This is a genomic window from Devosia sp. UYZn731 (assembly GCF_040546795.1).
In the GTDB taxonomy this organism is placed as follows: Bacteria; Pseudomonadota; Alphaproteobacteria; order Rhizobiales; family Devosiaceae; genus Devosia.
Genome location: NZ_JBEPOL010000007.1, coordinates 1 through 24,650, shown reverse-complemented (window position 1 = coordinate 24,650; position 24,650 = coordinate 1). Strand labels below are relative to the sequence as shown.

General features: G+C 62.1%; 26 protein-coding genes. 4 read left to right on the top strand and 22 right to left on the bottom strand.

What is annotated here, in order from left to right:
• Positions 1-325: 325 nt before the first annotated feature.
• The 15 genes from ABIB57_RS17600 to ABIB57_RS17530 form a co-directional block, all read right to left on the bottom strand.
• Positions 326-2,170, bottom strand: coding sequence for an ABC transporter ATP-binding protein (locus ABIB57_RS17600; RefSeq protein ID WP_354042483.1), 1,845 nt, complete (start codon positions 2,168-2,170; stop codon positions 326-328).
• Between the two features lie 351 nt (positions 2,171-2,521).
• Positions 2,522-3,673, bottom strand: a complete 1,152-nt coding sequence (locus ABIB57_RS17595) for a sensor histidine kinase (protein WP_354042482.1) — start codon at positions 3,671-3,673, stop codon at positions 2,522-2,524.
• Between the two features lie 697 nt (positions 3,674-4,370).
• The gene (locus ABIB57_RS17590) at positions 4,371-4,532 is read right to left on the bottom strand and encodes a hypothetical protein (protein WP_354042479.1); all 162 of its coding nucleotides are present in this window, start codon (positions 4,530-4,532) and stop codon (positions 4,371-4,373) included.
• 62 nt (positions 4,533-4,594) lie between these two features.
• Positions 4,595-4,897 carry a hypothetical protein gene (locus ABIB57_RS17585; RefSeq protein ID WP_354042477.1) on the bottom strand — a complete coding sequence of 101 codons (303 nt, stop codon included), beginning with the start codon at positions 4,895-4,897 and terminating at the stop codon, positions 4,595-4,597.
• Positions 4,873-5,418, bottom strand: coding sequence for a hypothetical protein (locus ABIB57_RS17580; RefSeq protein WP_354042475.1), 546 nt, complete (start codon positions 5,416-5,418; stop codon positions 4,873-4,875). Before ABIB57_RS17580 ends, ABIB57_RS17585 begins: the two co-directional genes overlap by 25 nt.
• 410 nt (positions 5,419-5,828) lie before the next feature.
• Positions 5,829-6,551: a glucosamine-6-phosphate deaminase gene (nagB, locus tag ABIB57_RS17575; RefSeq protein WP_354042474.1), complete on the bottom strand. Its 723-nt coding sequence runs from the start codon at positions 6,549-6,551 to the stop codon at positions 5,829-5,831.
• Positions 6,552-6,560: 9 nt separating this feature from the next.
• Positions 6,561-7,637: an ABC transporter ATP-binding protein gene (locus tag ABIB57_RS17570; RefSeq protein ID WP_354042472.1), complete on the bottom strand. Its 1,077-nt coding sequence runs from the start codon at positions 7,635-7,637 to the stop codon at positions 6,561-6,563.
• A gap of 5 nt (positions 7,638-7,642) precedes the next feature.
• Positions 7,643-8,452, bottom strand: a complete 810-nt coding sequence (locus ABIB57_RS17565) for a carbohydrate ABC transporter permease (RefSeq protein ID WP_354042470.1) — start codon at positions 8,450-8,452, stop codon at positions 7,643-7,645.
• 5 nt (positions 8,453-8,457) lie between these two features.
• Positions 8,458-9,324 (bottom strand): carbohydrate ABC transporter permease, encoded by an 867-nt coding sequence (locus ABIB57_RS17560; protein WP_354042469.1) that lies wholly within the window; start codon positions 9,322-9,324, stop codon positions 8,458-8,460.
• Between the two features lie 62 nt (positions 9,325-9,386).
• The gene (locus ABIB57_RS17555) at positions 9,387-10,679 is read right to left on the bottom strand and encodes an ABC transporter substrate-binding protein (RefSeq protein ID WP_354042468.1); all 1,293 of its coding nucleotides are present in this window, start codon (positions 10,677-10,679) and stop codon (positions 9,387-9,389) included.
• A gap of 63 nt (positions 10,680-10,742) precedes the next feature.
• Entirely contained in the window at positions 10,743-11,756 is a 1,014-nt protein-coding gene (locus ABIB57_RS17550) for a Gfo/Idh/MocA family protein (protein ID WP_354042466.1), read from the bottom strand.
• The gene (locus tag ABIB57_RS17545) at positions 11,753-12,460 is read right to left on the bottom strand and encodes an N-acetylmannosamine-6-phosphate 2-epimerase (RefSeq protein WP_354042465.1); all 708 of its coding nucleotides are present in this window, start codon (positions 12,458-12,460) and stop codon (positions 11,753-11,755) included. Before ABIB57_RS17545 ends, ABIB57_RS17550 begins: the two co-directional genes overlap by 4 nt.
• Positions 12,461-12,525: 65 nt before the next feature.
• On the bottom strand, positions 12,526-13,422 hold the full coding sequence (locus tag ABIB57_RS17540; RefSeq protein ID WP_354042463.1) for an N-acetylmannosamine kinase: 897 nt from the start codon (positions 13,420-13,422) through the stop codon (positions 12,526-12,528).
• Positions 13,406-14,233 carry a MurR/RpiR family transcriptional regulator gene (locus ABIB57_RS17535; RefSeq protein ID WP_354042462.1) on the bottom strand — a complete coding sequence of 276 codons (828 nt, stop codon included), beginning with the start codon at positions 14,231-14,233 and terminating at the stop codon, positions 13,406-13,408. The genes ABIB57_RS17540 and ABIB57_RS17535 overlap by 17 nt, the downstream gene beginning before the upstream one ends.
• A gap of 10 nt (positions 14,234-14,243) precedes the next feature.
• Positions 14,244-15,398, bottom strand: a complete 1,155-nt coding sequence (locus tag ABIB57_RS17530; protein WP_354042461.1) for a GNAT family N-acetyltransferase — start codon at positions 15,396-15,398, stop codon at positions 14,244-14,246.
• Between the two features lie 270 nt (positions 15,399-15,668).
• Between ABIB57_RS17530 and ABIB57_RS17525 the strand changes: the two genes are divergently transcribed.
• Entirely contained in the window at positions 15,669-15,917 is a 249-nt protein-coding gene (locus ABIB57_RS17525; protein WP_354042460.1) for a hypothetical protein, read from the top strand.
• On the opposite strand, the gene ABIB57_RS17520 is transcribed toward ABIB57_RS17525, so the two are convergent.
• The 6 genes from ABIB57_RS17520 to ABIB57_RS17495 form a co-directional block, all read right to left on the bottom strand.
• The gene (locus ABIB57_RS17520) at positions 15,910-16,500 is read right to left on the bottom strand and encodes a nucleoside 2-deoxyribosyltransferase (protein ID WP_354042459.1); all 591 of its coding nucleotides are present in this window, start codon (positions 16,498-16,500) and stop codon (positions 15,910-15,912) included. The genes ABIB57_RS17525 and ABIB57_RS17520 overlap by 8 nt on opposite strands.
• On the bottom strand, positions 16,497-17,078 hold the full coding sequence (locus ABIB57_RS17515) for an AAA family ATPase (RefSeq protein ID WP_354042458.1): 582 nt from the start codon (positions 17,076-17,078) through the stop codon (positions 16,497-16,499). Before ABIB57_RS17515 ends, ABIB57_RS17520 begins: the two co-directional genes overlap by 4 nt.
• A gap of 26 nt (positions 17,079-17,104) precedes the next feature.
• Positions 17,105-17,863, bottom strand: coding sequence for an ABC transporter permease (locus tag ABIB57_RS17510; protein WP_354042457.1), 759 nt, complete (start codon positions 17,861-17,863; stop codon positions 17,105-17,107).
• Positions 17,860-18,618 carry an ABC transporter permease gene (locus tag ABIB57_RS17505; protein ID WP_354042456.1) on the bottom strand — a complete coding sequence of 253 codons (759 nt, stop codon included), beginning with the start codon at positions 18,616-18,618 and terminating at the stop codon, positions 17,860-17,862. Before ABIB57_RS17505 ends, ABIB57_RS17510 begins: the two co-directional genes overlap by 4 nt.
• Positions 18,615-19,391, bottom strand: coding sequence for an ABC transporter ATP-binding protein (locus ABIB57_RS17500; protein WP_354042455.1), 777 nt, complete (start codon positions 19,389-19,391; stop codon positions 18,615-18,617). The genes ABIB57_RS17505 and ABIB57_RS17500 overlap by 4 nt, the downstream gene beginning before the upstream one ends.
• A 63-nt stretch (positions 19,392-19,454) precedes the next feature.
• Positions 19,455-20,489 (bottom strand): ABC transporter substrate-binding protein, encoded by a 1,035-nt coding sequence (locus ABIB57_RS17495; protein WP_354042454.1) that lies wholly within the window; start codon positions 20,487-20,489, stop codon positions 19,455-19,457.
• Between the two features lie 187 nt (positions 20,490-20,676).
• On the opposite strand from ABIB57_RS17495, the gene ABIB57_RS17490 reads away from it, so the two are divergent.
• Positions 20,677-21,546: a MurR/RpiR family transcriptional regulator gene (locus ABIB57_RS17490; protein ID WP_354042453.1), complete on the top strand. Its 870-nt coding sequence runs from the start codon at positions 20,677-20,679 to the stop codon at positions 21,544-21,546.
• Between the two features lie 53 nt (positions 21,547-21,599).
• Here the strand turns inward: ABIB57_RS17490 and ABIB57_RS17485 are convergent, their stop codons facing one another.
• Positions 21,600-22,421, bottom strand: coding sequence for an isocitrate lyase/PEP mutase family protein (locus ABIB57_RS17485; RefSeq protein WP_354042452.1), 822 nt, complete (start codon positions 22,419-22,421; stop codon positions 21,600-21,602).
• Between the two features lie 101 nt (positions 22,422-22,522).
• On the opposite strand from ABIB57_RS17485, the gene ABIB57_RS17480 reads away from it, so the two are divergent.
• Together ABIB57_RS17480 and ABIB57_RS17475 are read left to right on the top strand one after the other, a co-directional pair.
• Positions 22,523-23,179, top strand: coding sequence for a uracil-DNA glycosylase family protein (locus ABIB57_RS17480; RefSeq protein WP_502914420.1), 657 nt, complete (start codon positions 22,523-22,525; stop codon positions 23,177-23,179).
• Between the two features lie 155 nt (positions 23,180-23,334).
• Positions 23,335-24,258, top strand: a complete 924-nt coding sequence (locus ABIB57_RS17475; protein ID WP_354042449.1) for an HNH endonuclease signature motif containing protein — start codon at positions 23,335-23,337, stop codon at positions 24,256-24,258.
• Positions 24,259-24,650 lie beyond the last annotated feature (392 nt).

Genomic DNA, 24,650 nt, shown 5'->3' with positions numbered 1-24,650 from the left:
CCTGAGGCGGGAAATACGCCCGAACCGGCATGTCCGTCAATGAGTCTTTTCATTGCTTGGTGAAAGCGGCCGTATGAAATGAGTTTGGGGCGGGGGCCAAAATAAAAATCATGTACCATCAGCATGCTAACCCATTTTCCGGTTAACGCAGAATCGCACGGACTTAGCCTGGGCATTAAGAAACGGCCCGGCTGGCCTCGCACGACCCTGATCTTCCGACCAAAAGCAGACTGGCAGAAACCCACACCGATGCCGACCGTAAGCGATCGGTTCCGGCCATTGGCGCTCCGCTCACGCGATGGCCGCTTCTCGTAGAAGCGGACTCTCAGCTCGTCAAATTGGCCCGATGCATTGCGGCGTAGCGACCGCCAGCGGCGATCAGCTCCGCGTGCGTACCGCGCTCAACCACACTGCCATGCTCGATCATCACTACACGGTTTGCACGCTCGATGGCGGAGGTCCGGTGCGCCACCACCAGCACTGCCCGGTTGGCGGCGATGGCGTCAATGGCATCGAGGATGCCTTCCTCGCGCTCGGCATCGAGATGCGAGGTAGCCTCGTCGAGAATGAGCAGCGGCCGATCACGCAGCACGGCGCGGGCGATAGCGATGCGTTGCCTCTCCCCACCGGAGAAGCGCTTGCCGCGTTGCCCGACCATGGTGCCAAGCCCGTCGGGTAACTGCCTCAACATCTCGCCCAGCCCGGCTTGATGCATGGCATCGGTGAGCCGGTCGTCCGTCGCATCCTCGAGGCCATAGCGCAGGTTGTCGCGCAGCGTCGCATCGCGCAAGTAGACGTCTTGGCTGACGAGCGAGACGCCGCGCCAAACATCCTCTTCCGCCAGCTCGCCCGCATCGAGGCCCTCGACCCGTATGCGCCCGTCCGAGGGTCGGATTGAGCCGCAGGCGAGGCTGATGATGGTTGATTTGCCCGATCCGGAATGTCCGGCAATAGCTACGGTTTCACCCCGCCGCACGCAGAACGAAATGTCGTTGAGGATGGGCAAGGGCAGGTCTGCTCCATTCGTGCCCACCGCCTCATCCAGCCGGGTCAGCGAGACTGCGGCCAGAAACCCGGTCATCCCGAAACTGGCGCCCGCGACATCGGAGAGCGTTTTGACCGCCAGGGCGTCGCGGCCTGGATAGGTGTAGCTCACGCTCTCAAATGTGAGAACTTCCGCGGAGGGCGCCGGGTCTGTCGCGCGCGCCGCCGCCACCACCGTTGGTAGACCGGTGTTCCTCGACAGCAGCACGGCCTCTATACGATCCAGCCCCATCCCGGCCCGGATCATAGGATAGCGCTGTCCCACAACCTCCCCCAGCGGCTGGCGCACGAGGCCGACAAAGAACAGTGCCGAGATGATGCTACCGATCGAGATTTGTCCGGTCGAGGCCAAGAGTACGCCGATGCCGAGAAACAGCACGGTGATGAGATCGAAGCACAGCCGATAGGCGACATTGATCACGGCCCGCCAGTTGTCCATGCGCACCGCCAGCGCGACGGATCTGTCGGCGAGCTCGGCGAAGCGGGCTTCCTCCGTGCCGGTTGCGCGCGCCTGCCGGACAAGACTCACGGCGTCGCCGCTGGTGGTGCTCTCTATCTGCGAGGCGACGGCCGCGTTGATCTCGTAGGAATCCTTGATCGTGGCGTTGATGCGCCCTTCGGCAAAGCGCACTGCCATGAGGGCAAGCGGGACAAGCGTAAAGGCGGCGAGGAACCAGGGGTTGATGATGGCCAGTGCGATCCCAACGGCGGCCAGTCCGACCCAGCCGTGGACCGTGGCCAGCGGGACGGCGGTAAACAGCGGATCCACCATGCGCATGTCGTTAGTCAGGCGGCTGTTCAACACCCCGGGATTGATGGTTGCATAGCTCAACAGCGGCATGCGCAGAAGTTGGCCGTAGAGCCGTCGTGCCAGCTGCCAAGAAAGGCCATAGCCGACGCGAGACCCAAGGGTGTTGGCCAGCACCTCGGCAAGTGCGGCGGCCCCAGCGAGGGCTGCCACAAAACTCAGTAGTGGAAGCAACTCGACCAGCTGCGCCCCGCGTAGCGCTGCGTCGATAATGCGGCCCAGAAGCACCGGTACGCCAACTGGCAAAGCGGCGGCCAGGGCAGTGCACAAGAGGATGGGCACGACCTGCATCCAGTTGATCGTCAGGCCAAGTCGCAAGACTCTGCCGAACATGTGGCGCCCCCCAAGTCAGACCTTACCCACCTGAGTTTGCACTGCCAGTCCGGCCGTGCAATCAGTTTTCCAACGACCCAATGACCGCTTGTGGCGCTTACTGCCGCTAGAGGCTGGATAGCCGCCAGTCCGCAATCGAAAGCGGACGTCCCTATCCCACCCCAAGCCGGTCACTCACGCCCTGCTTTCGCATCCTGAAAGTTGCCCTTCAACAGACCTGCTGCGTGGCAGCGGGTACGGTAATCTTACGCCCTGGTGAGTGCGATTGACCTGCGCCGAGGTTTACTAGCTTCACCGGCTCAAGGGGAAGCCGACCCTAGTATAGCGGCCCACGGACTACTGCACCGACTTGAGCGGCAGCTGGATCATGATATCAAGCCCGTGCGGCTCCCAGCGATAGTTGATCGTGCCGCGCAATTGCCCTTCGACGACCCGGTTTATCAGCTTGGATCCGAAACCTACCCGGGTCGGCGCTGCAGGCACGGGCCCGCCGCGTTCGCTCCACTCGATCTGCAAGTCTTCGACGGAGCTCCAGGAAATCAACAGCTTACCGTCAGGATGGCTGAGCGCTCCGTACTTTGCGGCGTTCGTCGCAAGCTCGTGGAGGACAAGGGCGATGTTGGTGGTCGCCCTTGATGAAATCTGCAGATCGTCGGAGCCGGCCAGCATAAATTTGTCGCCCTCATCGACATATGGCGCCAGAAGATCGGTTAGGACCGTCTTGAGCGGTATGGCGGAATCCGATGACGCCTCTGGTGAGAGACCCGGCTGTACCAACTCGTGGGCGCGGTGCAAAGCGTCCAGACGGCCACGGACCGCCACCGAATAATCCTTCACGCTGATCTCGGCGCGGACACTCGTTGCCAGCAGCGCATTCACCAGGGTGAAGAGGTTCTTGACGCGGTGATTGAGCTCACGCGCAAGCAGCTCGCGCTGTTCCTCGGCCCGTCCACGCACCAGTTCGTTGCGATGACGCTCGATAGCGATGGCGGCCGTGCGCGTTACCATGCCGATGACTTCGAGGTCGCGCTCGGTCGGCTCTTTGGGCTGACGATAGTAGTTGGCGAACGTGCCCAGGATGGTGCCGTCCGATGCACGGATCGGCATCGACCAGCATGCACGAAGGCCATGAGCCAACGCTATGTCCTTGTAGTCGGCCCATAACGGGTCGGTGGCGATGTCCGTCACGATCACCGGATCGCCGGTGAACGCGGCAGTCCCGCATGAGCCGACACCATGGCCGACCGGGATGCCATCGATTGCAGCGTTGTAGGCGTCGGGCAGGCTGGGTGCCGCGCCCTCCACCAGGTTCGCGCCGTCCTCCGTCATCATCAGGATCGACGCCAGCATCTCGCCACGCGACGGTTTCTCCACCATTAAAATGATGTCGCGCATGACGTCTTTCAACGGGCCGCCCACTGCCACGCGCGTCAGGATTTCGCGCTCGGCGATGAGCAGTTCCGATGTGATGTTCGTCGATAGGTTCACCAAGTTCATCCGAATGCTACCTGAAGCCGAATGCCGTAGGACGGCCGCGACAGTCCTACAGCATGTGACCAGGATCGTCGCGAAGAACTTCGCTCCTAGACGACCTTGACGCGGCGTCACTCCGCTTCTTTTCGCAAGGTCCGAACGCCTGATGAGGGCTTGATGGCTCACGCGAAAGTAAAGCGGGGTGTCCGCTGTGCTCATCTAGAGCGACGAAAGTAGACATACCGCTTGCCACCCGTTGCAGACTAGCTGTTCACATAGGTGACGGTCCGCTTTTAGGACTCCGCCGAAGGCTGACTAGCGGCCGGAATGGGGCGCGTAGCCGACTGCGCCTTCGACCCCTTTCCGGCCGTTCCGCCCGCCTTGGCAAAGCTGCCGGTCAGCTTTGGCCGCCAAAAAAGATGCCACCCGCCTCAAGCGCATCGTACCGCTGCCAGCCTGCTCAAAAAGGGGCTCTACCCGACGTATCGGACGCAGCCGCGGCGTCAGCGCTATGACCTGGGCAAGACCGGGATGGTTCTCTAGGTTTTGAAATCGAAAATGTCGGTACTGCCGGCGGCTAGGTCGTCCGTTGAAAGGATATTGCCCCAGACCATCGCGTCTAGCTCAGCCAGGAGATTTCCGTGGGCCCAAAACCCTCTCGGAATTGGGCTGTCCAACTACCGCCAGCGCAAGATGCGCCTGCCCTGTAATTTTAGGCAGGTTTGGCGGGCCGGTACAGCAGGATGGTTTCGGCCCCGTCGCTCAGGTCGTGAACTATGACTTTGGCTCGCAAATCGCGCACGCGACCGAACCGAATCAGGCGCTCGTGCAATATCAACTCAGCCGCATTCTCCGGAGATTCGGCAGTGGTCATATGCGCTTCGGCCTCCTGCCGTACCTCGTGTACGCCGGTATATGCGATAACAGTGTATTTTGTCAGTTTAACCATTTGCCGCCAACTGTCTCCCTCAATGGAGTTGCCTCGGTACCCGACCGCGCCAGTGTTGCCTGGGCAAAGGCGTAGAGCTTGGTATCGTCGTCTGCACGATAGGTCAGCTCCAGGCCACCATCGGTGCGAAAACCGCTGTCTGATCCGCCGCCCCGTGGCGAGGTCGAGTTGACATGCAAAAGACCCGCCGCGATGCTCCATTGCGGGGCGAACTCATAGCTCACCTCCGCCGATGCTTCCTCGCGCCGCTGCCCGTCGCCCTTGGTTAGCCCCTCATAGCGTGCCGACACCGTGGTGCCTCGGTCAGGTCAAGCTTGGCGAATGTGCCCCACACCACCTGATCGATCGTTGTTTGTTGGTCCGTGGTGGCAAAACCGGCCTGCTTGGTGTCGTAGAAGGCGCCGACCTGCCCGGCGATTTGGCCCCCACTCACGTCGGCCAGGTCGATCTGGCCCTTCAGATGATAGGCCATCGCGGATTGGATGTTGCTACCGGTGTCCGGCTGATTGACGAAGGTCAGGCCGCCGTCTGTCGATACCCATTGCCCAAAACCCACCCCCCTGCTCTGGGCGAGTTCGGCCTCGAGAAATGTCGTCTCGGTCATGCGTAACGTCAGGTCGGCTCCGATCAACCGCTGATCGGCAAGGCCAGTGGTTTCCGCAATGCCCGTAACACCCACGGCGACATGATGGGAGAGCCAGGCCTCGGCGCGGCCGCCCAGCGCGTAGCCTTCAACGGCGTCCAACGTGGGGGTATATTCGTACTGCACCGCGAGATGCACTTCCCGATCGCCCAGCGCGCCATCGCGCACGACACGGCCCGACGCGCGGTGGAATTGAGCGGAGCCTTGAGAATGACTATGCCCTGCAGATAGTCGATCTCGTAGTCCTGCCCGCGGCTCAGGGTGCGTCGCGACGAAATCATGCCGGTAACGGGATCACGCAATTGCACCGTGACAGTCTCAGAGCCGACGGTCAGGTCCTGCCGTTTGAGGAAATAGACCGATCCGCCGGTACCGCGCAGGATACCGGTCAGCGAGGCTTTGGCAACACACCCGTGGGCTCGCTGTCCATCGCCAGGTCGATAGAGCCCGGTTCCGACCGCTATTCCATATCCGACGGGTCTCGCCTGTTCGTTGGATAACGCTTGCCAGGGCTGTCTGCCTGTTTCTGATAGCTCGAATACTGGTGGGCACCAGGGGTGCCGCTCTCAACAGCCGCATCAAATACCGGCACATGCTTGATCAAGCACAAAGGTTACGTCCCGAGCCAGATGGAGTGCTGAGGCCGGGACCGCTGTCTTTGCAGGTTTCTCCAGCGACTGCCGAACGGCCTCCGCCTTCGAGGCGCCGGTCGCGAGCACGACGATACGCCTGGCTTGAAGGATCGTTCCGATGCCCATGGAGATCGCCTGCTTCGGCTGCGTTTCCCCGTCCGCGAAGAATGGCGCGTTGGCCGCGAGCGTCGATGGGGTCAGATCAACGAGACGGGTACGCGAGGCAAAATCCGAGCCAGGCTCGTTAAACCCGATATGCCCGTTGCGGCCTATGCCGAGCAACATGAAGTCGATGCCACCCGCAGCGGCGATCAAAGCTTCGTAGTCTGCGGCTTCCTGCTGCGCGTCCGCTGCCAGCCCGTTGGGGATGTGGCGCTGAGAGGCCGGGCAGTCGACATGGTCAAAGAGCGCGCGGCTCATATAGGCGGTATATGAGGCCGGGTGTTTGAGACCAAGGCCGTAATACTCATCGAGATTGAAGGTGGTGACCGACTGCATGCTGAACAGGGCGGTCCTATGGCTCTGCACGAGACGGGCGTAAACCGGAAGCGGCGTTGCTCCGGTGGGCAAGCCCAGCACCGTGGTCGGCTGTCGCCGCACGTGTTCCACCAGCAAATCATGCGCATAGGTGGCGGCGGCCTCAGCCGTGGGCCTTACGACGATCTCCATGGAGGGCCCCTAGTTCAAGCGCAGGCCACTGTCGGCCGCGAACAAGGACGCCTTGGCGAGATCGAGCATAACTGCAACGCTGGTATTGGCCTCGACGCTACCGGTGGGAAAACGAGCGATAGCTTTCTGTCCGCGAATGGTCAGCACGACGTTGTCTTCAGGGCCCGTGGGTTCCACCGCGTCGACTGTAGCCATCTCCCCGCTACCGGCGGGAGCCAAGGCAATGTGCTCGGGTCGCAGGCCCAGAAACACAGATTTGCCGACCGCAGTATTATCGGCATTCGGCACCGGTACACTCCACCCTTTGCCATCGTCGAATACGACACCGCTAGCATTTGATGCCAATGTGCCAGCGAACATCTGCATGGTCGGCGAGCCGACGAAGCGGGCCACGAACAGGTTTGCCGGGCGGTGATACACTTCGTGCGGCGTGCCGATCTGCTGGATGTCGCCCTTGTTCATCACCACGATCTTGGTGGCGAGGGTCATCGCTTCGATCTGGTCGTGGGTCACATAGATCATGGTCTTGCCAAGCTGGGCATGCAGCCTCTTGATCTCCGAGCGGGTCTCGACGCGCAGGGTTGCGTCGAGGTTACTGAGCGGCTCGTCGAAGAGGAAAACCTTGGGGTCGCGTACCAGGGCGCGGCCGATAGCGACGCGCTGCCGTTGGCCGCCCGACAGCTCGCGCGGGCGGCGCTGCAACAGTGGTTCGATCTGCAGCAACTTTGCCACCTCGGCCACGCGGATGGCGATTTCGCTCGCCGGCATCTTCCGCATGCGCAGAGGGAAGCCAATGTTCTGCGCCACGGTCATGTTGGGATAGAGCGCGTAGGATTGGAACACCATGGCCACGTCGCGGTCGCGCGTCGGCATGCCGGCCACCGACTTCCCCTCGATGATGATGTCACCGCTATCGATCGGATGAAGTCCGGCAATAGCGTGAAGCAAAGTCGACTTGCCGCAGCCTGATGGTCCGAGCAGGACGACGAACTCGCCCTCCTCCGCATCGACATTGATGCCCTTGAGCACCGGCGTCTCGCCATAGGCCTTGGTGATGTTCTTGAGCTGGAGCGCGAAATTGGCCATTGGCGTTATCCCTTGATGCTGCCGAGCGACATGCCGCGAACGATCTGGCCCTGCACCAGCATGCCCAAAACCAGCATGGGCAGCATGACGAGGGTTGCGGCCGCGGTGAGCGGTCCCCATTGCACGCCCTGGAAGGTGAGGAAGGAGGTGATGCTGACGGGCAGGGTCTGCGTATCGCGGCCGGTCAGCACCAGCGCGATGAAGAACTCGTTCCAGGTGAACAGCACGCACATGATCAGCGTGGCGATGATCCCGCCCTTGGCCACCGGCAAAAACACCTCGCGGAAAATGGTGAACTCGCGCGCACCGTCGACCTTGGCGGCATCGCGAAGCTCGCGCGGGATGTCCTCGAAGAAGGTCATCAGCATGGAGATGGCGAAGGGAATATTGATGAAGGCGTAGACCGCGATCAGCAGCCAGTGATTGTTGAGCAGCTTGAGTTGGGACGCGAGGAAATAGGTGGGAATGACGAAGATCAGCGGTGGCGCGATGCGCATGCTCAGCACGAACTTTTCGTTGCTCTGCTTGGCTGCGTCGCCCTGCTGCACCAGGCCATAGGCGGCCAGCGCCCCGATGGCCACCGCTATGATGGATGCAGTGAACGAAACGATGATGGAGTTGACGAAAGCGCGCAGGAATACGCCGTTGCTCAGCACCTTGGAATAGTTTTCCCAGGTGGCCTCGAATAGCCAAACCGGCGGCATGGCGAAGGCGTCGCGGATCGACTTGATCGACGTCACGAAGACCCAATAGAGGGGGAACAGGACGACGACGACCAGGACAATAATGACGGCGTAAAAGATGATCTTGCGCATAGGTCTCATCCACTCTTTTGCGGGCGGAAGGCGAGGCGGTAGACGGCCAGCAGCGCGACATTGGTCAGGATGGTCAGCACCATGGCGATGGTCAACGCGTAGGAAATGTCGAAATTGGTGAAGGCGGCGATGTAGCCGTAGAGGTTCAGCGTTTCGGTCGAAAGCGCCGGCCCACCGCGCGTCATGATGTAAAACAGATCGAACGCCTTGATGCTGTCGATGGCGCGGATCACCCCGACGATGAGCAGCGCCCGCTGCATCATGGGCATGGTGATGAACCACAGGACCTGCCATTCGCGGGCGCCATCGACACGGGCAGCATTCTGCGGATCACCGGGCAGCGATTCGAGCGAGGCCATGGTCAGCAGCACGACGAATGGCGTCCATTGCCAGATATCGGCAATGAGCAGCGAGAAGATCGCCACATTGGGGCTGCCCAGCCAGTCGACTGGACCGAACCCGATGAGCGAGATCAGGTAATTGGCCATTCCGCTGGAGGGATCGAACATGAACCGCCAGGTGAGGCCAACAACGACCGGCGTCATCACGATGGGCACCAGGATCAGCGCACGAACGACGCGCTTGCCGGCAAATTCGCGATCGAGCAGCAGTGCGATGGCCAGCCCCAGCACCAGCTCGATGGCGGTCGCGGCGATCGTGAACATCACGGTACGACCCAGAGCGGAGAGCCCGCGCATATCCAACAGCAGACGGATGTAATTATCGAAGCCGACAAACTTTTCTGCGCCCGGACGCAGCAGCGAGATGTTCTGCATCGTCAGCCAGAGCACATAGACCGTGATCACCACGGAGACAGCGCCCATGAACACCATGACCGGGCGGTAGAACAGCGTCGTTACGTCCTTGGTCATAGCAAATCCTTAAAGGGAGACCCCGTCGCGCGGGAGGTTGAACGCGACGGGGTCGCTGGCACTCAACGTGCGAGTGCAGCAGCGTTGGCGGCATCGGCCTCGGCCAGGGCATCGGTGGCACTGGCCGTTCCGGCGAGCACCTTGGACACGGCAATGCCGGCATTGTTGATGATCTCGTTGGCCGCGGGCACCGTCGGCAGGTATTGCGGATTGCCCTGGTTGATCGAGGCGATCATCGCGTCCTTGAACGCACCATAGCGGCTATTGAACTCATCGGAGTTGAGGGCCGCCTGCGAGGTGACGCCAGAGTTGGGAGCGAGCGCGAGCGACTTGATCTGCTGCTCCTTGGCGGTGGCCCAGGAGGCAAACAGCCAGGCAGCTTCCTTATTGGCCGAGGCCGACGCCACGTAAAGGCTGTGCACGGCGAGCGAGGACGAGCCGCCCTTGGGTGCGGTGGTTTCGACCGGCACCGGGATGTAGCCGACCTTGCCGACGACCGAGGAAACGGCCGGGTCTTCGTTGAAGGCGCCATTGACCGTGGCATCGAGCGTGATGCCGGCCTTGCCCTGCTGGAACAGGACGCGGTTCTCTTCCCAACCGAAGTTGGCGACACCGACCGGGCCGTAGTCCTTGAGGACGCGAGCGAACGCATCGAGCGAGGCTGCAGCTTCCGGCGTGGCCAATGCCGACTTGCCCGCGGCATCGACGAACTCGCCGCCAAAGCCCCAGAGGTAACCGGCCCAGACATAGACGCTATGGATGCCCTGGGCGCCGCGCATGGTGATGCCGGTGATCTCGCCGTTGGACTTTTCCTTGATGGTCTTGGCGGCGGCTTCGATATCGGCAAAGCTCTTGGGCACGGCGATGCCGTATTGCTCGAACAGGTCCTTGCGATACATCACGAAGGTGCTCTCGCCATAGACCGGCAGGCCATAAAGCTTGCCGTCGAGCACGTTGGTATTGAGATAGCCGGGCACGAAATCGGCCTTGTCGAGATATTGCGGCGCGGCTGCGGCGAGATCGTCGAGCGGCTCGATATAGCCGGCTTTGACGAAGCCCGGCACGAAGATGATGTTGTTCTGCACCACGTCATAGCGGCCCGAGCCCGAGGAGAATTCGAGCAGCATCTTGGCGGTGATGTCGGATTCCGGCACGACTTCGAGTTCGACCTCGATGCCGGTGGCGGCGGTGAATTCGGGCAGCAGCGCCTGAATGCCGTCGGTGGTCGGATGACCCTCCATCAGCACCGCAAGGCGAGTGCCGGCGTATGGCTTGGCGGCATCCTGTGCGAAGGCCGGCAGCGCCGTCGAGGCGGCAAGCACGGCGGTCAGGATAATCAGATTGCGTCTTTTCATTGGTCCATTCCCTTTGTTTCGTTCCCTGTGCGGCGCCGCTATCGCGGGGCCATGCGATCGACGCTAGAGCCGTTCCACCAGCCCACTCTCGGCGGAACGGATCATGGCGCGCGTCAATTCCAAGGAGCGCAGTGCTTCCTCGCCCGTGGCCACCTGCGAAGGTTTGCCATCGAGCCATTCGAGCACGCTGCTCAATTGCTGGCGCAGATCGCCGCCCACCGTGTCGCCGAACATCGGCCAGTGCTGGGTATCAATCTCGCGCGATGTCTGGTTGTCGGCAAAGTAGAGGCCGCTATCGCCGCACTGCACTTCGAACGAGCCCTCGGTGCCGATCAGCTCCATGCGGGCATCGATCATGTGACGCGCCCCGGCCGGCAGCGACCAGGCGCTCTCGAAGTTCACCAGCGTGCCACCCGAGAAGCGGACCATGGCGGCAATAGTGTCCTGCGTGCCGATCTCGCCAAGGAGGATATCGGTCTGCTGGGCATAGACGGAAACCGGCGTCTGTCCCTCCAGCATCCACAGCACCAGATCGACGTCGTGCACGGTGACGTGAAGCGCCAGCGGCAGGGTGCCGCCATAGCGCTTGGGGCCTTCGGTGCGCGCGCTGTTGCGGCGGGTATAGATGTGGATCGGCGTGCCGATCTTGCCAGACTGGATGAGTTCGCGCGCCTTGAAGTAACGCGGATCGAAGCGCAGCAGATAGCCGATGCCCAGCTTCACACCGGCCGCCTTACAGGCATCGACGATCTTGTGGCCGTCCTCGATGGTGGAGGCGATCGGCTTTTCGACAAACAGGTTGATGCCCTTGGCGGCGATATCGAGCGCTGGCTGCAAATGCAGATGGTCCGGCGTGCAGATACTGACGAGGTCGAGTTCTTCGTTGGCCAGCAGGTCCTCATGGCTGGCATATGCCTTCACGTCCGGACCGAGCTTTGCTGCCACCGAACGGGCGAGTTCGATATTAAAATCGACAATGGCGACTAGTTTGGCGCGTGGCTCGCGCGCAAAGATCGAGGCGTGCATCGAGCCCATGAAGCCTGCTCCGATGACGGCGACGCGAAATTGAGTGGTCATGCGGTTTCTCCAAAACGAGGCTGAGCCGCGGCAACGGCGTCGGCATAGCGGCGGGTAATGTCGTCGGGGCGAGTGATCGCCGAGCCGACGACCACGAATTCTGCGCCGAGGGCAATGGCATGTGCTGCTTCGGCAGGCTCCCAGATACGGCCCTCGGCAACAAAGGGCAGCCGTGCGGCGGCCAGCGCCGTCATCAGTGGAAAATCGGGGCCGGCGAGCTTGGCGGAATAATCGGTGTAACCAGCCAACGTCGTGCCGACGACATGGGCGCCAGCCGCAATGGCAATGCGGGCTTCGGCAATGGTGCTGATATCGGCCATGGCGACGCAACCGCGCCGCAGGATGGCGGCCACCACATCGGCGACTGGCACCGGCCGTGCCCGATCGGTCGCGTCGAAAGCGATGATATCGGCGCCGGCATCAGCCAGCGCATCGACCTCGTCGACCTGGGTGGTGATGAACGCCTCGAAACCGGGATGCTGGGCCTTGACGATGCCAACGATCGGCACCTCGATTGCGGCGCGGACACCACGGACATTGGCAATGCCTTCGATCCGCACGGCCCTGGCGCCGCCAAGAAGCGCCGACTGTGCCAACGCCACGATGTGGGGCGTCGCATCGAGCGGTCTGCCGGCAGCCGCTTGGCACGACACCACCAGCTGGCCGCGCAACCGATCTCGTAACGTTTGGGCGGAGATAGTCATCCGAACTCCTGAGCCTATGCGACCCATCGTTAACAAGGACGACTATTTTCGTCAATAAAAATTCTTCAATGAAATTTTCCGTCACTCACCAGACTGGCGACACCGATCAGCCCCGCATCGGCACCCATTGCTGCGCGAACGATCTGGCGGCGGTAGATAACCGGCTGCCGGGAAACCGCAGCCTGCAGCCTGGTCAGGAACCCATCGGCAAGCCCGACGCCGCCGCCAAGCACGATCCGCTCGAGATCAAGGCTGGCCACAAGGTCGCAGAGAGTGCCTGCTAGCGCTGTAGCTGCCTGGTCGAGCAGCTGCGTACAGCGATCGTCACCGGCGGCGGACGCGGCGAACACCTCCGGTGCTGCTACGTTGCGCCGCAACATTTCGCTGGCCAGCAGCGCGATGGCGCTGCCGGAAGCCAGCCGCTCGACGCAGCCGCGCCGACCACAGCCGCAGACCGGGCCGTTGGGATCGCTCACCATGTGCCCGACATGTCCGGCGAGGCCGCGACTGCCAGACTGCAACCGACCATCGAGCACGATGCCGGCGCCAATACCGGTGGACACGGTGATGAACGCCATGCGTTCGGCCCCCTGCCCCGCGCCCAGTCGATACTCAGCGCAGGCGGCAGCCTGAGCATCGTTGATAGCCAGAACGGGTCGCGACAGCCTCGCCTCCAGCGCCGCAACCAGTGGGAACCGGTCCTCGATTGGCAAAGTGGACGGATTGAGCGCCGTCAGCTGTCCGCCATCCACAATGCCCGTTGTCGCCACGCCGGCGGCGAGAGTGACGGGCAAAAGTGTAGCCTGGCTGGCGATGGCCTCGACGATGTCTGCCCCGCGCCCTGAGCGTGGCGTCGCCATCTGCAGCCTGTGTGTCACTACCCCGCCCGAAACGATGGCCAGCGCAATCTTGGTGCCACCGATATCGATGGCGAGGACGTCACGATCAGAAGTTGCGGTCACTGACGCTGCTCGCTGTCTCGTTGATGATGTCGACCCGGTCGGGATCGGCGGCGGTGATATGAGCCACCAGCGCATCAACGATCAGCAGTTGGCTGATCTTGGATGGAAATGCGCCACCGGTCAGCGGTGTTTCGGGCCAAGATGCGAGCAACACATGATCGCTGGTCGCCGCCAGCGGGCTCTTGGAACGGTTGGTGATGATGATCGTCCGGGCGCCTCTGCTGTGCGCCAGTTCAGCGACGCGCACCGTGTCGATGGTCGAGCCCGAACTCGATACCAGGATGTGGACCGACGTCGAATCGGAGGTTGCCGCGATCATCGTGGCAAGGTGAGCGTCAGCCACGGCGCGCGCGCGCAGCCCGAGACGCGTCAGCTTGTATTCGAGATACTGAGCGGTAATGGCGGAGGCGGCGACGCCAAAAATCTCGATCTGTTTGGCGGCCAGCAGTTCGCCGGCGACGGTCGCCAGCACCGAGCGGTCGAGCAGCCTTTCAGTCTCGTCCAGCGCAATCTTGGCGGTCTCGATCAGCGACTGCACGGAGTCGGCGCCCGTGACAGGAGTGTTGGCCAGCCCCTGCGTGGCGAGTTCCTGCGCCAGCATCAGTTTGAAATTCTGAAACCCGGTGAAGCCGAGCTCGCGGCAGAAGCGCATGACGCTGGCTTCGGACGAACTGGCCTCCTCCGCCAGTTCGGTGATGCTCTGGTAGAGTACTGCCTGGGCGTTGCCCAGCACATGGTCGGCAACACGAGCCAAAGCCGGCGTCATGTTGGGTGCCGCCGAGCGGATGTTGGCAATGAGGGCGCTTTGCATGGTGGCTCCGTCAGAAGTGCTCGCCGACCCAGGGCGCAGGTCCGGCAAACAGGGTCTCGCACAACCTTATCGCTGTGGCGTCACCCGCTAATATACCGGCGCGTTGCAAAAATCGCGCGGAACGATGGCCCGTCAACAGGGTGCCAAAGTCGCTTAGAGCCATTCGGACGGTCGGCAGGTCAGTGTCGCGTTGATTACAGGTCCCGTGCCCACCGCGAACATCGATCGCCAGCCTGGTGTCTCCTGCCGGAGACATGAGATCGATACCAATCGTACCGTCGGCGGAATAACCGCGCTCCTGCATCGCCCTGACCGGGTCCAGCACGCGCGCCAACCATTCCTCCTGATGCAGCAGACGCCAGCCCTTGTCGGGCATGGCAAAGACAAGGGCATCCTGCGGCGCGCCATGCCAGGTCACCCGCGGATAAACGGACGAAAACGTTCCAATCAGGCTCAGGAGATGCGTCGCAGCCTTGCCATTGAGCGCCACCCAATCGCGGACCACGAGGCACTCCGAATTGGACGTGTCGAGCACCAGATAACCTGCTGCATCGGCGGCGGTGCTAACGTAGATCGACGGACCGCCGGCCAGCAGGTTCGCCCAATGGGCTGGATTGCGACGCAGCGGACCAGCGTCTTCCTCGCAGTGCTGCTTATAGAGCGCGGAGATAGAGGCCATTGCCTCGTCCCCCTTCATTCGTACAAAGCCGGTGTCGCGCGCCCTGGGCAGAGCGGATGTGTCCGCCTCATAGACCATTTCAAGACCCGCCAGTGCAAACCCGGCCCGGCGATAGACGGGGCGCGTGGAGGCAAACAGTGTGGCCAGGCCAGTGCCCTTTGCCGCAGCCTCTGCGCAGACCTGCTCGAGAAACCGCCCCGCCACGCCGGACCCACGCCATGCCGGGTTGACCGCCACATGAGCAATATTGACGGCGCTCACGGGCCTGCCACCCAGCCAGTGCGCCGTATCGATTACCGCCATGACCGCCGCAAGCTGGCCTTCCACGGTCAGAACCCGAAAATTCTCGATACCCACTTGATCGATATAGGCTTCGCTTCGATCTACGGTGAATCCGAACGCTTGGTGGTAGGCATCAGCGATTGCGGGGCGTTGGTCATCTGCAGCGGCAAGAACGGCCGAGGTGATCGATAACGTTTCTGACATTTTTTTTCACCAAAACGATATTCTTGAACTAAAACTTCATATCGAAATCAGGTTCGGGTGTCCATGGGCGGCATTGACCAGGGCGCTTCTCCTTGTGGGCCCACGAGCGGCCACGTGGGATACATAGCCCGGAATAGTCACAGGGCTCGACAGCACGGGCTTCGTGCGGCCGTTATGTCGAGGCCGGTACTCGATTGGGCAGGCCGTTGCCATCTCTACGGAATGTCCGGTTTTGGCGACTGCGTGTTAGGTCTTGAAAGATGGGATGGAGTGCGGTCCAGCGCGCTGGACGTCGCCAAGGTGGCCGGCATGGCGCTCCATACCGCCACGCTCAACCGCTACAACGAGGCTGTCGCCAACGGTAAGGTCGTCAATGTCTTCGGCAATGAAGGTGGCATACCTGCGCTGCCGGGCGGGCCAACCGCCGAAGGCAATGCTCACCTTCATCTTGAGCCCCGGATCGCATTGGCGACCGGGGCTTGTCTCTCTGACTTTGCCCCAGCCGATCGCGTTAGCTAATCCTGTCCATATGCGCCCGCGCCAGGCGCAGGCACTCCTGGAACGCGTCGAGATCCTGCAGCAGCCGCTCGGGCGATACTTGGCGCTGGACCAGCACGCAGCCCAACGCCTCGATGCCGCCATCGAGCATCAGGTTATCGACCATGCCGTGGTCTTCCAGCATCAGCCCATCGCGGCCACGCATGACGCCCTGGGCGTCCTTGCGGGTCGCGCCGTGGTAGAAATCTTCGGACAGGCGTTCGAAATAGCCGCGCGTGGTATTGGTGTAGCCGAAGGCCGGCTTGCGTAGCGCGCACATGAAGCCGACTTCGAATGCAGTGCCGATATCGGCGGAAATGCCGCGGAACGGGGTTAGGTTGGCGATGACGAGATCCGCATCGCGCATCATCGCCTCATTGGCCGCGCTGATCTGGCAGCCAAAGGCGAACGGCGTAACGCCGGTCGGATCGAGCGCGTCTTCGGCCATGGTGCTGGGGAAAAACCCATGCTCCAGCGCCATCTTGCCCTTGAGCGCCATCTGCTCGCCGCCATTGGGCAGGAACACTTCGGGGCCGGCGATATAGACCTTGTGGGTGGGCGTCATACCAGCTTCCCGTCGGCCAGGGCCGCCATGATCCAGTCGCGGTATTTGTGGTCCTTGTCGTTGATCTCGGGGATCACCTTGGAAGCCTCCGACATGAAGAAGTAATAGTCGCGGCCCATTTCCTGGCCGCGGCGGGTATGCATGTCGAGCGCCACATCGGGGATTTCCGCCACGCGTTCGCCCAGTTCCACCACGCGCTTGGCCCAATTGGTCATGTCGTCGCTGGTGCGATCCTTCTTGCTGCCGGTCAGCACCCGAATGGCGTGGACGGCGAACAGGAAGCGGTCGCCGGTTGGGCGGGGATAGCGCTTGTGCTGCTGGTAGAGCGTTTCCACCAGCACCGGCGCGTCGAGATTGCCGAAGCCGATATCCTCAACCGCGATGACGCAGAGGCGGGACCACAGCATTTCTTCCATTTCGGGGCTTGTTATGTACATCTCCCAGCCCAGCAGCAGCACGTTTTCGGTCATGCCGCGGCGCGTGCATTTTTGCAGCGCCGAAATCACCTCGTCGGCAGCAAAGCCGTTTTCGGTCGTAGTCCGCTGCCAGGGATCGGGGGGTTGCTGCACTTTGACCATGAGAATGGCTCCTGAGATTAAAGAGGTTATTGCCAGCGCGCCGCGACGCGCCGTTCGGCGGCCATCACCAGCCCGAAGCAGATCACGGCGGTGATAGTGGCGATGATCGAGGTGCCGAAGGCGCGCTCCATGGCGAAGCGTCCCGAGGCCTCGCGGAACATGAAGCCCAGCCCCGACGTACCCATCAGCAGTTCGGCCAGAATTGCCGCCAGGATCGCTTCGGGCGCGGTGAGGCGCAGCGCGATCATCAGGTTGGGCACGGCGGCCGGCAACACCAGGCGCAGGAAGCGCTGGGTGCGGTTGGCGCCGAACACCTTGAACAAATCGTCGCTGCCCGGCGGCAGGGCACGCAGGCCAGCGCCGACAAAGACGAATGTTGGAAAAAACGCCGCAATGGCGACGATGGCGACTTCGGTGCGCATGTCATAGCCCAGCAGGCGGGCAATGATCGGGATCAGCGCCACCACCGGCACGCAGGAAAAGATCAGCCCCAGCGGGGTCAACAGCCCGTTGAGCAGACGCGATGCCCAGGCAGCCAGCGCCAGCAGGATGCCACCGGCGAGGCCCAGGATCAGCCCGAGCAGCGCCACGATAAAGGTCTGCGCCGCATTGGCGGCGTAGAGGCCGGGCGCGGAGGCCAGATCGAGGAACACGCTGGCCGGGCTGGGCAGCACGATGGCGTTGAGCCCCGAAATATTGACCCAGGCCTCCCACAAAACGAGGATGGCGATGACGCCCCAATAGTTGGACAGGAAACTGCCGAAGCCCTTGATCACGCCGCTCATTGATAGCGTCCATAAGTAAGGCGTTCGACGAGACTCATCAGGCCGAACAGCGCAAGTGACGAGGCGGTCACGATCAGCACCGCGCTCCACAGCAGCGGTATCTGGAAATTCTGCATCGCCGACACCATCAGCAAGCCCAGCCCGCGCGAGGCGCCGAACCACTCGCCAACGATGGCGCCGATAAAGGCGACGGGGATGGCCAGCTTCATGCCCGAGACGATGGCGGGTAATGCCGCGGGCAATTCCAGGCGCAGGAAGCGGGTGACCGGGCTGGCGCCGAGGGCGGTGAAGACGTCGCGATGCGCCGCCGATGCCGCATTGAGGCCCGACGTGGCAGCGACATAGATCATGTAGAATACGCCCAGCGCCGAGATCGAAGCCGGCGTCGCGTCGCGATTTGCCGCGACCATGAACAGCGGCGCCAGCGCCACCAGCGGAATGGCGTGGATCACCGCGATCAACCGATCGAGGCCCGGTTTGAGCACTGTGGCGACGCGGCCCAGCATGGCCAGGGCAATCCCCGCGACCACGCCAAGCCCATAGCCGGTGATGACCGCGGTAAAGCTGGCCGTGATGGCCCGCGCGAACAGCGTTCGCTTGGATGGATCGGCGACAAAGGCCAGAACGTCGGTCAGCGGCGGCCAGGTCAGGCCCGCCAGCCGATAGAGCCCGATAACCTGCCACATGCCAAGGAACAGGCCGATCCCAACCAGCCCGAGCATGAAGCGCTGCAACCCGTCGGAGCGCGCCGTCATTCCGCCTCGCCCTCCGGTTCCAGGGCCAGGGTGAGCTCATCCACCAATTGGTGGAACGCCGGGTCCCGCGTCACCGAGGGCTTGCGCGGTCGCTCGAACGGCACTGTGATATCGCGGATAATGCGACCCGGGCGGCCACTCATGACGATGACACGATCGGCCAAGAACAGCGCCTCATCCACAGAATGGGTGACCAGCAGCGTCGTGATCCGCTGGGCGCTCCAGATGCGCTGCAACTCCACGTTCATCTGCCGCCGCGTCACCGCATCGAGCGCGCCGAACGGCTCGTCGAGCAGCAGCACTTCGGGCTGCAGCGCCAAGGCGCGGGCAATCGAAGCACGCTGGCGCATGCCGCCCGAGAGCTGCCGCGGGCGGGCTTTTTCGAAGCCCGACAGACCAACCAGCCGGATCAACTCCTCGACCCGCTCGGTGTCGACCTTCTTGCCGGCGACCTGGAATGGCAGTGCCACGTTAGCCCGCACATCCAGCCACGGCAGCAGGGCATGATCCTGGAAGGCGACGCCCAGCCGATGCGAGCGGCTCAGCGCCTGCGGATCGGCACCTTCGATACTGACACTGCCGCTGCTGGGCGCTTCCAGCGCCGCCACCAGCCGCAGGATTGTGCTCTTGCCGCACCCGGACGGCCCGAGCAGGGCAACAAACTCGCCCTTGCCGATGGAAAGATCGATATTCGATAGGGCGGTAAACTGCTTGCCGCCATCCAGCGCAAAGCTTTTGCCGACATGATCAAGCCGAATGGCCGGGACCGTCATAAGCATTCCAGTGTGTGCGGAAAAAGGACAGGGGTGAAGGGGACTAGTCCCCTTCAAAACCCCTTATTTGATCGCGGCAAGCGCTTCCTCCAGCGGCCCGAGATCGACGATCTGCTCGGTGGGCGGCATGGTGGTGATACCCGCCGACTTGGCGATTTCCGCGATCGTGGTCTGCACCACGGCCGGATCGAACCAGAATGGGCCGGGCGCACCGGCAGCCTGGATCAGCGGCTGGCCGAGCTCGTTCTGGCGAATCTGCTGGGCCAGTTCGAGGCCGAAATCGGCGCCGTATTTGTCGACGATCAGTTGGGCCGCAACCTTGGGGTCCTTGCCGTTCTCAATCCAGCCCCGCACCAGAGCCTTGAGGTATCCCACAACGAGCGGACGGTTTTCGGCGACGTATTTCTTGTCGGCGATGATGATGCCGGCCGGCGTGGCATAGCCCAGATCCGCCATCAGGGTGACGAAGAAATCGGTATCGCGCTTGAGACCCATATTTTCGAGCGTAATGGGTTGGTTGGTGGCGAAGGCGAAATAGGCATCGCCATCGCCCGCGACCAGCGGCTCAGGCGAAAAGCCGGTCGGCACCAGCGTATAGTCGAGCGGCAGGCCGGCCTTGTTGAGGATGAAATCCACGGTGTTCTTGTCGGCCGGCATCTGATTGAGAATGCGGATGCCCACGAGGTCCTTGGGCTCCTTGACCGGATGCTTGGCCAGCGAGATCAGCGCCGCAGGGCTGATCGGGAAAGCGGCGCCGAGCACCACGAAATCATTGCCCTTGCCCACTGCTTCCAGAAACGGAATCCAGTCCCCGCCAGCAAATTGCGCATCGCCGGCCGACAGCGACACCAGCACCCCCGGCGCGTTGGGGCCGCCCGGCGTATAGTGGATATCGATGCCCTCTTCGGCGAAATAGCCGTTTTCGATGGCGACCCATAGCCCCGCGTATTCGGCATTCGGAATCCAGCCCAGCGCCGTGGTGACGGGCGTCAGGGTCTGGCTGACGGCCCAACCCGGAATGCTCATGGCCAGGCCCGTACCGGCCAGACTGACCAACATTTGCCGGCGCGTCAGAGAAAAAGATGGCAGCTTCGTCATTTGCGGTTACGCTCCTTGGCAGCGAAAACAGGACGTTCGCCGATGCTTGACGGCGCCTCCCCCCAGGCAATGTTATTTTTGTTACAGATGACGTTAGCATATGTAACAATACATTCAACCGCCAATGAGGATGATTTTGGCAGAAATTTACAACCGCCCAAAAAATGGGCTTCCTGCACAAACTCTGGTGGCCGAGCGCATCGCGACGCACTATCCCAAGCTGTCGGCTGCCCTGCGCCAATTCGCCGATTTTGTGTTGGCCGAGCCCCTGCAACTGGCTCGGATGAGCATCCATGAAGCCGTGGAAACGGTGGGGGTTTCGGTGGCCACAGCCAACCGCTTCGCCACCACGATCGGCTTTTCCGGCTATGCGGACTTCCGCAACGAGCTGATCCGCGGCTTCGAAAAGCTGTTCGCGCCGGTGGAAAAGCTCAAGCAGAAGCTGGCCGAAGGCGCCAGCCCTCAGGACGTGATGATCGCCTCATTGCGCGAAGACATCGCCAATATCGAAGCCACCATCGCCAAGCTGACGCCCGACAAGACCGAACGGGCCGTGGAGATGATCGTCAAGGCCAAGCGCATCTTCATCGTCGGCTTCGAAAATGCCGCCAGCCTCGCCAATATCCTGGCAGTGGGGATCGAGCTGACCGGCGGCAATGCCCGCACCATCGAGAATGGCGGCGGCACCGTTGGCGCGGCCCGCCAGTTGTTCAAGTTCGGCCCCGACGACCTGGTGATCGCCATCGCCTTCTCGCTTTATATGCGCGACACCGTGGTCGTCACCCGCCACGCCAAGCGCCACGGCATCCCGGTGCTGACCATCACCGACCACCTGAACTCGCCCTTGGCCGCAGTGGGCGACTTGTCGCTCTTCGTCGAGGCATACCACGAATACAACCCGCCCTCCGATACCGCGATCCTGGCGTTGATCGAGGCGCTGGTCGCCGCGGTCGCTAGCCGCGTGCCCAATGCCGTGGACGTCGCCGAACGCTTCGCCGCCTTCTCCTATCCATGGATGATGAGCACCGATCCCGACTGGTCGCCTCTCAAGGGGTGAAGCGCAGCGCGAAACGATCCGCCCGGCGCTTCACCCTGCCGACGGCATTCCTCTCAGCGCCTGTCCGAGAATTTCTCGAAGATGCCATTGAGCCCGGATGCGCCGTGCCTCAATGGCTCGAACGACCCGCCCTTGATTGCGGTGGCCGCCGCCATGGTTGACGCCCAACCCACCGAGGCCAGCGAGCCGCCCACGCTCAAACGTCGCACGCCAAGATCGGCCATCTCGCTTACCGCCCAGCCCGGATCCCAGACCAGCACATTGAGCGGCTTGGGCGCCACGGCCCGCACCATGGTGGCGATTGCCTCCTTGCTGGCGACGCCGGGGGCATAGAGACAATCGGCCCCCGCATCAGCAAATGCCACCAGCTTGTCGATGGCCGGCGTCAACGCATCCCCGTCGATCAGCAGTCCCTCGGTGCGGGCAACCAGCAGCACATCCTCGCCAGACTGGTCGATCGCCAACCGCGCCGCCTTGAGCCGTTCAAGCGCCGTCGACAGATCATAAAGCCTGCCATTGTCCACATCGCGGTCCTCGATCGACAGAGCGGCGATCCCGGTCGCAATGGCAAGCCTCACATTCTCCGCCACGCCTTCGCTCGTGTTCGAAAATCCCGCCTCAAAATCCGCATTGACCGGCAGATCGACCGCCGCGCTCATCGCCCGCAAATGCTCCAGCACGTCGTCGCGCGTCGTGGCGTAATCCGGCCGTCCAGTGGTCCAGGCATACCCGCTACTGGTCGACGCCAGCGCACTGAACCCCAAATGCTGCAACATGCGCGCGCTGCCCACATCCCACGGATTGGGCAGCACAAAACATCCCTCCCGATGCAGCGCCCGAAACGCGGCCCGCTTCTCTTCAGTGGTACGGCTCATTTGGGCTCTCCAGTTGGCTAGGGTGTTATGAGAGTTTTATCTTCTCCGGCGGGCTTCCACCATGCTCTGCTCGCCCGGAACACTCCAATGAGAGTCGCACGATGAGTGAGCCACCTGCCGAGCCTGTATTGGGGCAGGCCGCCGAATTTGCGGCGCTGCTGGCGAGCATCCGCGCCTGCCGCATCTGCCGCGACACACCGCACTTCGGAGAGAAGCTTCCGCACGAGCCACGCCCGGTTATCCAGGCGTCGCCCCAAGCGCGCATCTGCATTGTCGGCCAGGCGCCGGGCGCGCGAGTACACGCATCGGGCCGTCCATTTACCGACGCCTCAGGCGATCGTTTACGAGCTTGGCTCGGCATCGGCGAGGCCGATTTCTACGATTCTGAAAAAGTCGCGCTCATTCCCATGGGCTTCTGCTTTCCGGGAAACGACGCCAAGGGCGGCGACCTGCCGCCGCGCCGCGAATGCGCTCCGGCCTGGCATGACGCCGTCTTTGCGCATTTGCCGAACATCGAACTGCTGCTCCTTATCGGCCAATATGCGCAACGCCGATACCTTGACCGCTCGGACATGTCCGGCGGGCTAACGCGCACCGTGCAGGACTGGCGGAAAATCTATCACCGCCCAGGCCCTCACCGAACCATCCCTTTGCCGCATCCCTCTTGGCGAAACAGCGGCTGGCTGAAGCAGAATACCTGGTTCGAAGCCGAACTCCTGCCGGTGCTGCGCGCGGATATCGGCAACCTGCTCAGCTAACCCGAAGCGCGCCCTCGATCTCCAAAAATTCGGCAGAGTGTGCGATTGTCAGTCGCGCAGGGCAATCATAACGCTTTTCCACCCGTCGGCTGACGCATTAGCGAGGTTGTAACGGCTGGCTACGTATTATCGAGTGCTATCAGCTGAGCGGCACTATGGTCTCGTACGTCGTCAATGTTCGCCTAGACCAAGTCGACACCAATAGCGGCGCTCTCCATTTACCGCGTTTCAGCCTACAAACTGCGCTTGAGGCTGCGGGGCACGATATCCTGCTGTTTGCCTCACGGGACGAAGATACCCCCGGCTATTTCGGAACCGCAGCTATGGGAGATCCAATACCTGATCCTTCGAACAGGAGTAAGTACTGGCTACCGCTGCATAACCAGCAACCGCTCACTCGCGTAGTGACACTGAGAGAGCTTCGCGCCCTGGGAATGGCGGAGATGCCCTTCCACACCTACTCCCGTCCTATTCGCCCTGTCACTGAACAGGAGCACGAAGGGCTGGTGACGATTGGGGTAATACCCAGCGGTTTTGGTGAAAAGGAAGTTCAACCACTCGCTCAGGCGCCGATCTATCGCGGGAGGCTCGTGAAAGTCCAAGATCGCCAACTCCGCTTCGAGATGATGGATGCCTACGGTCCCGAGTGTGCCTTTACACGCAGGAGTTTCCCGGATTTGAGTGGGCTTAGATACGGGACCGACGTCGGCCATATATGGCCGCGCCATGCCGGCGGGCCGGACATTATCCAAAACGTTCTGCCCATGAGCAAAGATGTGAATAAGCAATGGGACGAAGGCCTGATCAGCCTGAAGAACAATGGCGATTTACTCATTGCCAACAAGGCAGAAAAAGATACGCGCGCACTGTTTGCCAGTTTCAAGCGCGTTGAATTCCCAACGGACGTGCGGTTGTGGCCGGACGTTAAGAACAGCATCGCGATGAGATATTCGAGAGGGGCCCAAAATGGTTCAACTATCCAGATAGGTAGACGGCGTCACTTTTTCCTTCTGCGCCTTTGGGCACTTGGAACCAACCAAGTCGCCACCCGCCCCGGGGGTCCGAGGCGAAGTTCATAAGCAAAAACCCTTCCCTCTTTCCTCTTGCCTCTTCCCTCTTTCGTCTCCGCCCCCGCCTCCCGTCGATGCCCTCTTCCCTCTCCCTCTTCGCGATGCACTCCTGCCGATGGCCGATGGCCGATGGCCGATGGCCGATGGCCGATGGCCGATGGCCGATGGCCGATGGCCGATGGCCGATGGCCGATGGCCGAGAAGGGTGTTTGTGGGGCGAAGTGGCTGTCAACTGCTTGATGCGGGTGACTGCACAGTCCGCGCGGGGTTGCCTTTGGCCTTAAACGCAAAAACCCCCAGTCATTTCTGACTGGGGGTTTTCTTGTTTCGACATTGTATTTGAGACTCATACGTTTTTGGCAGACCTTGCAGCGACCTACTCTCCCAAGCCTTGAGACTTA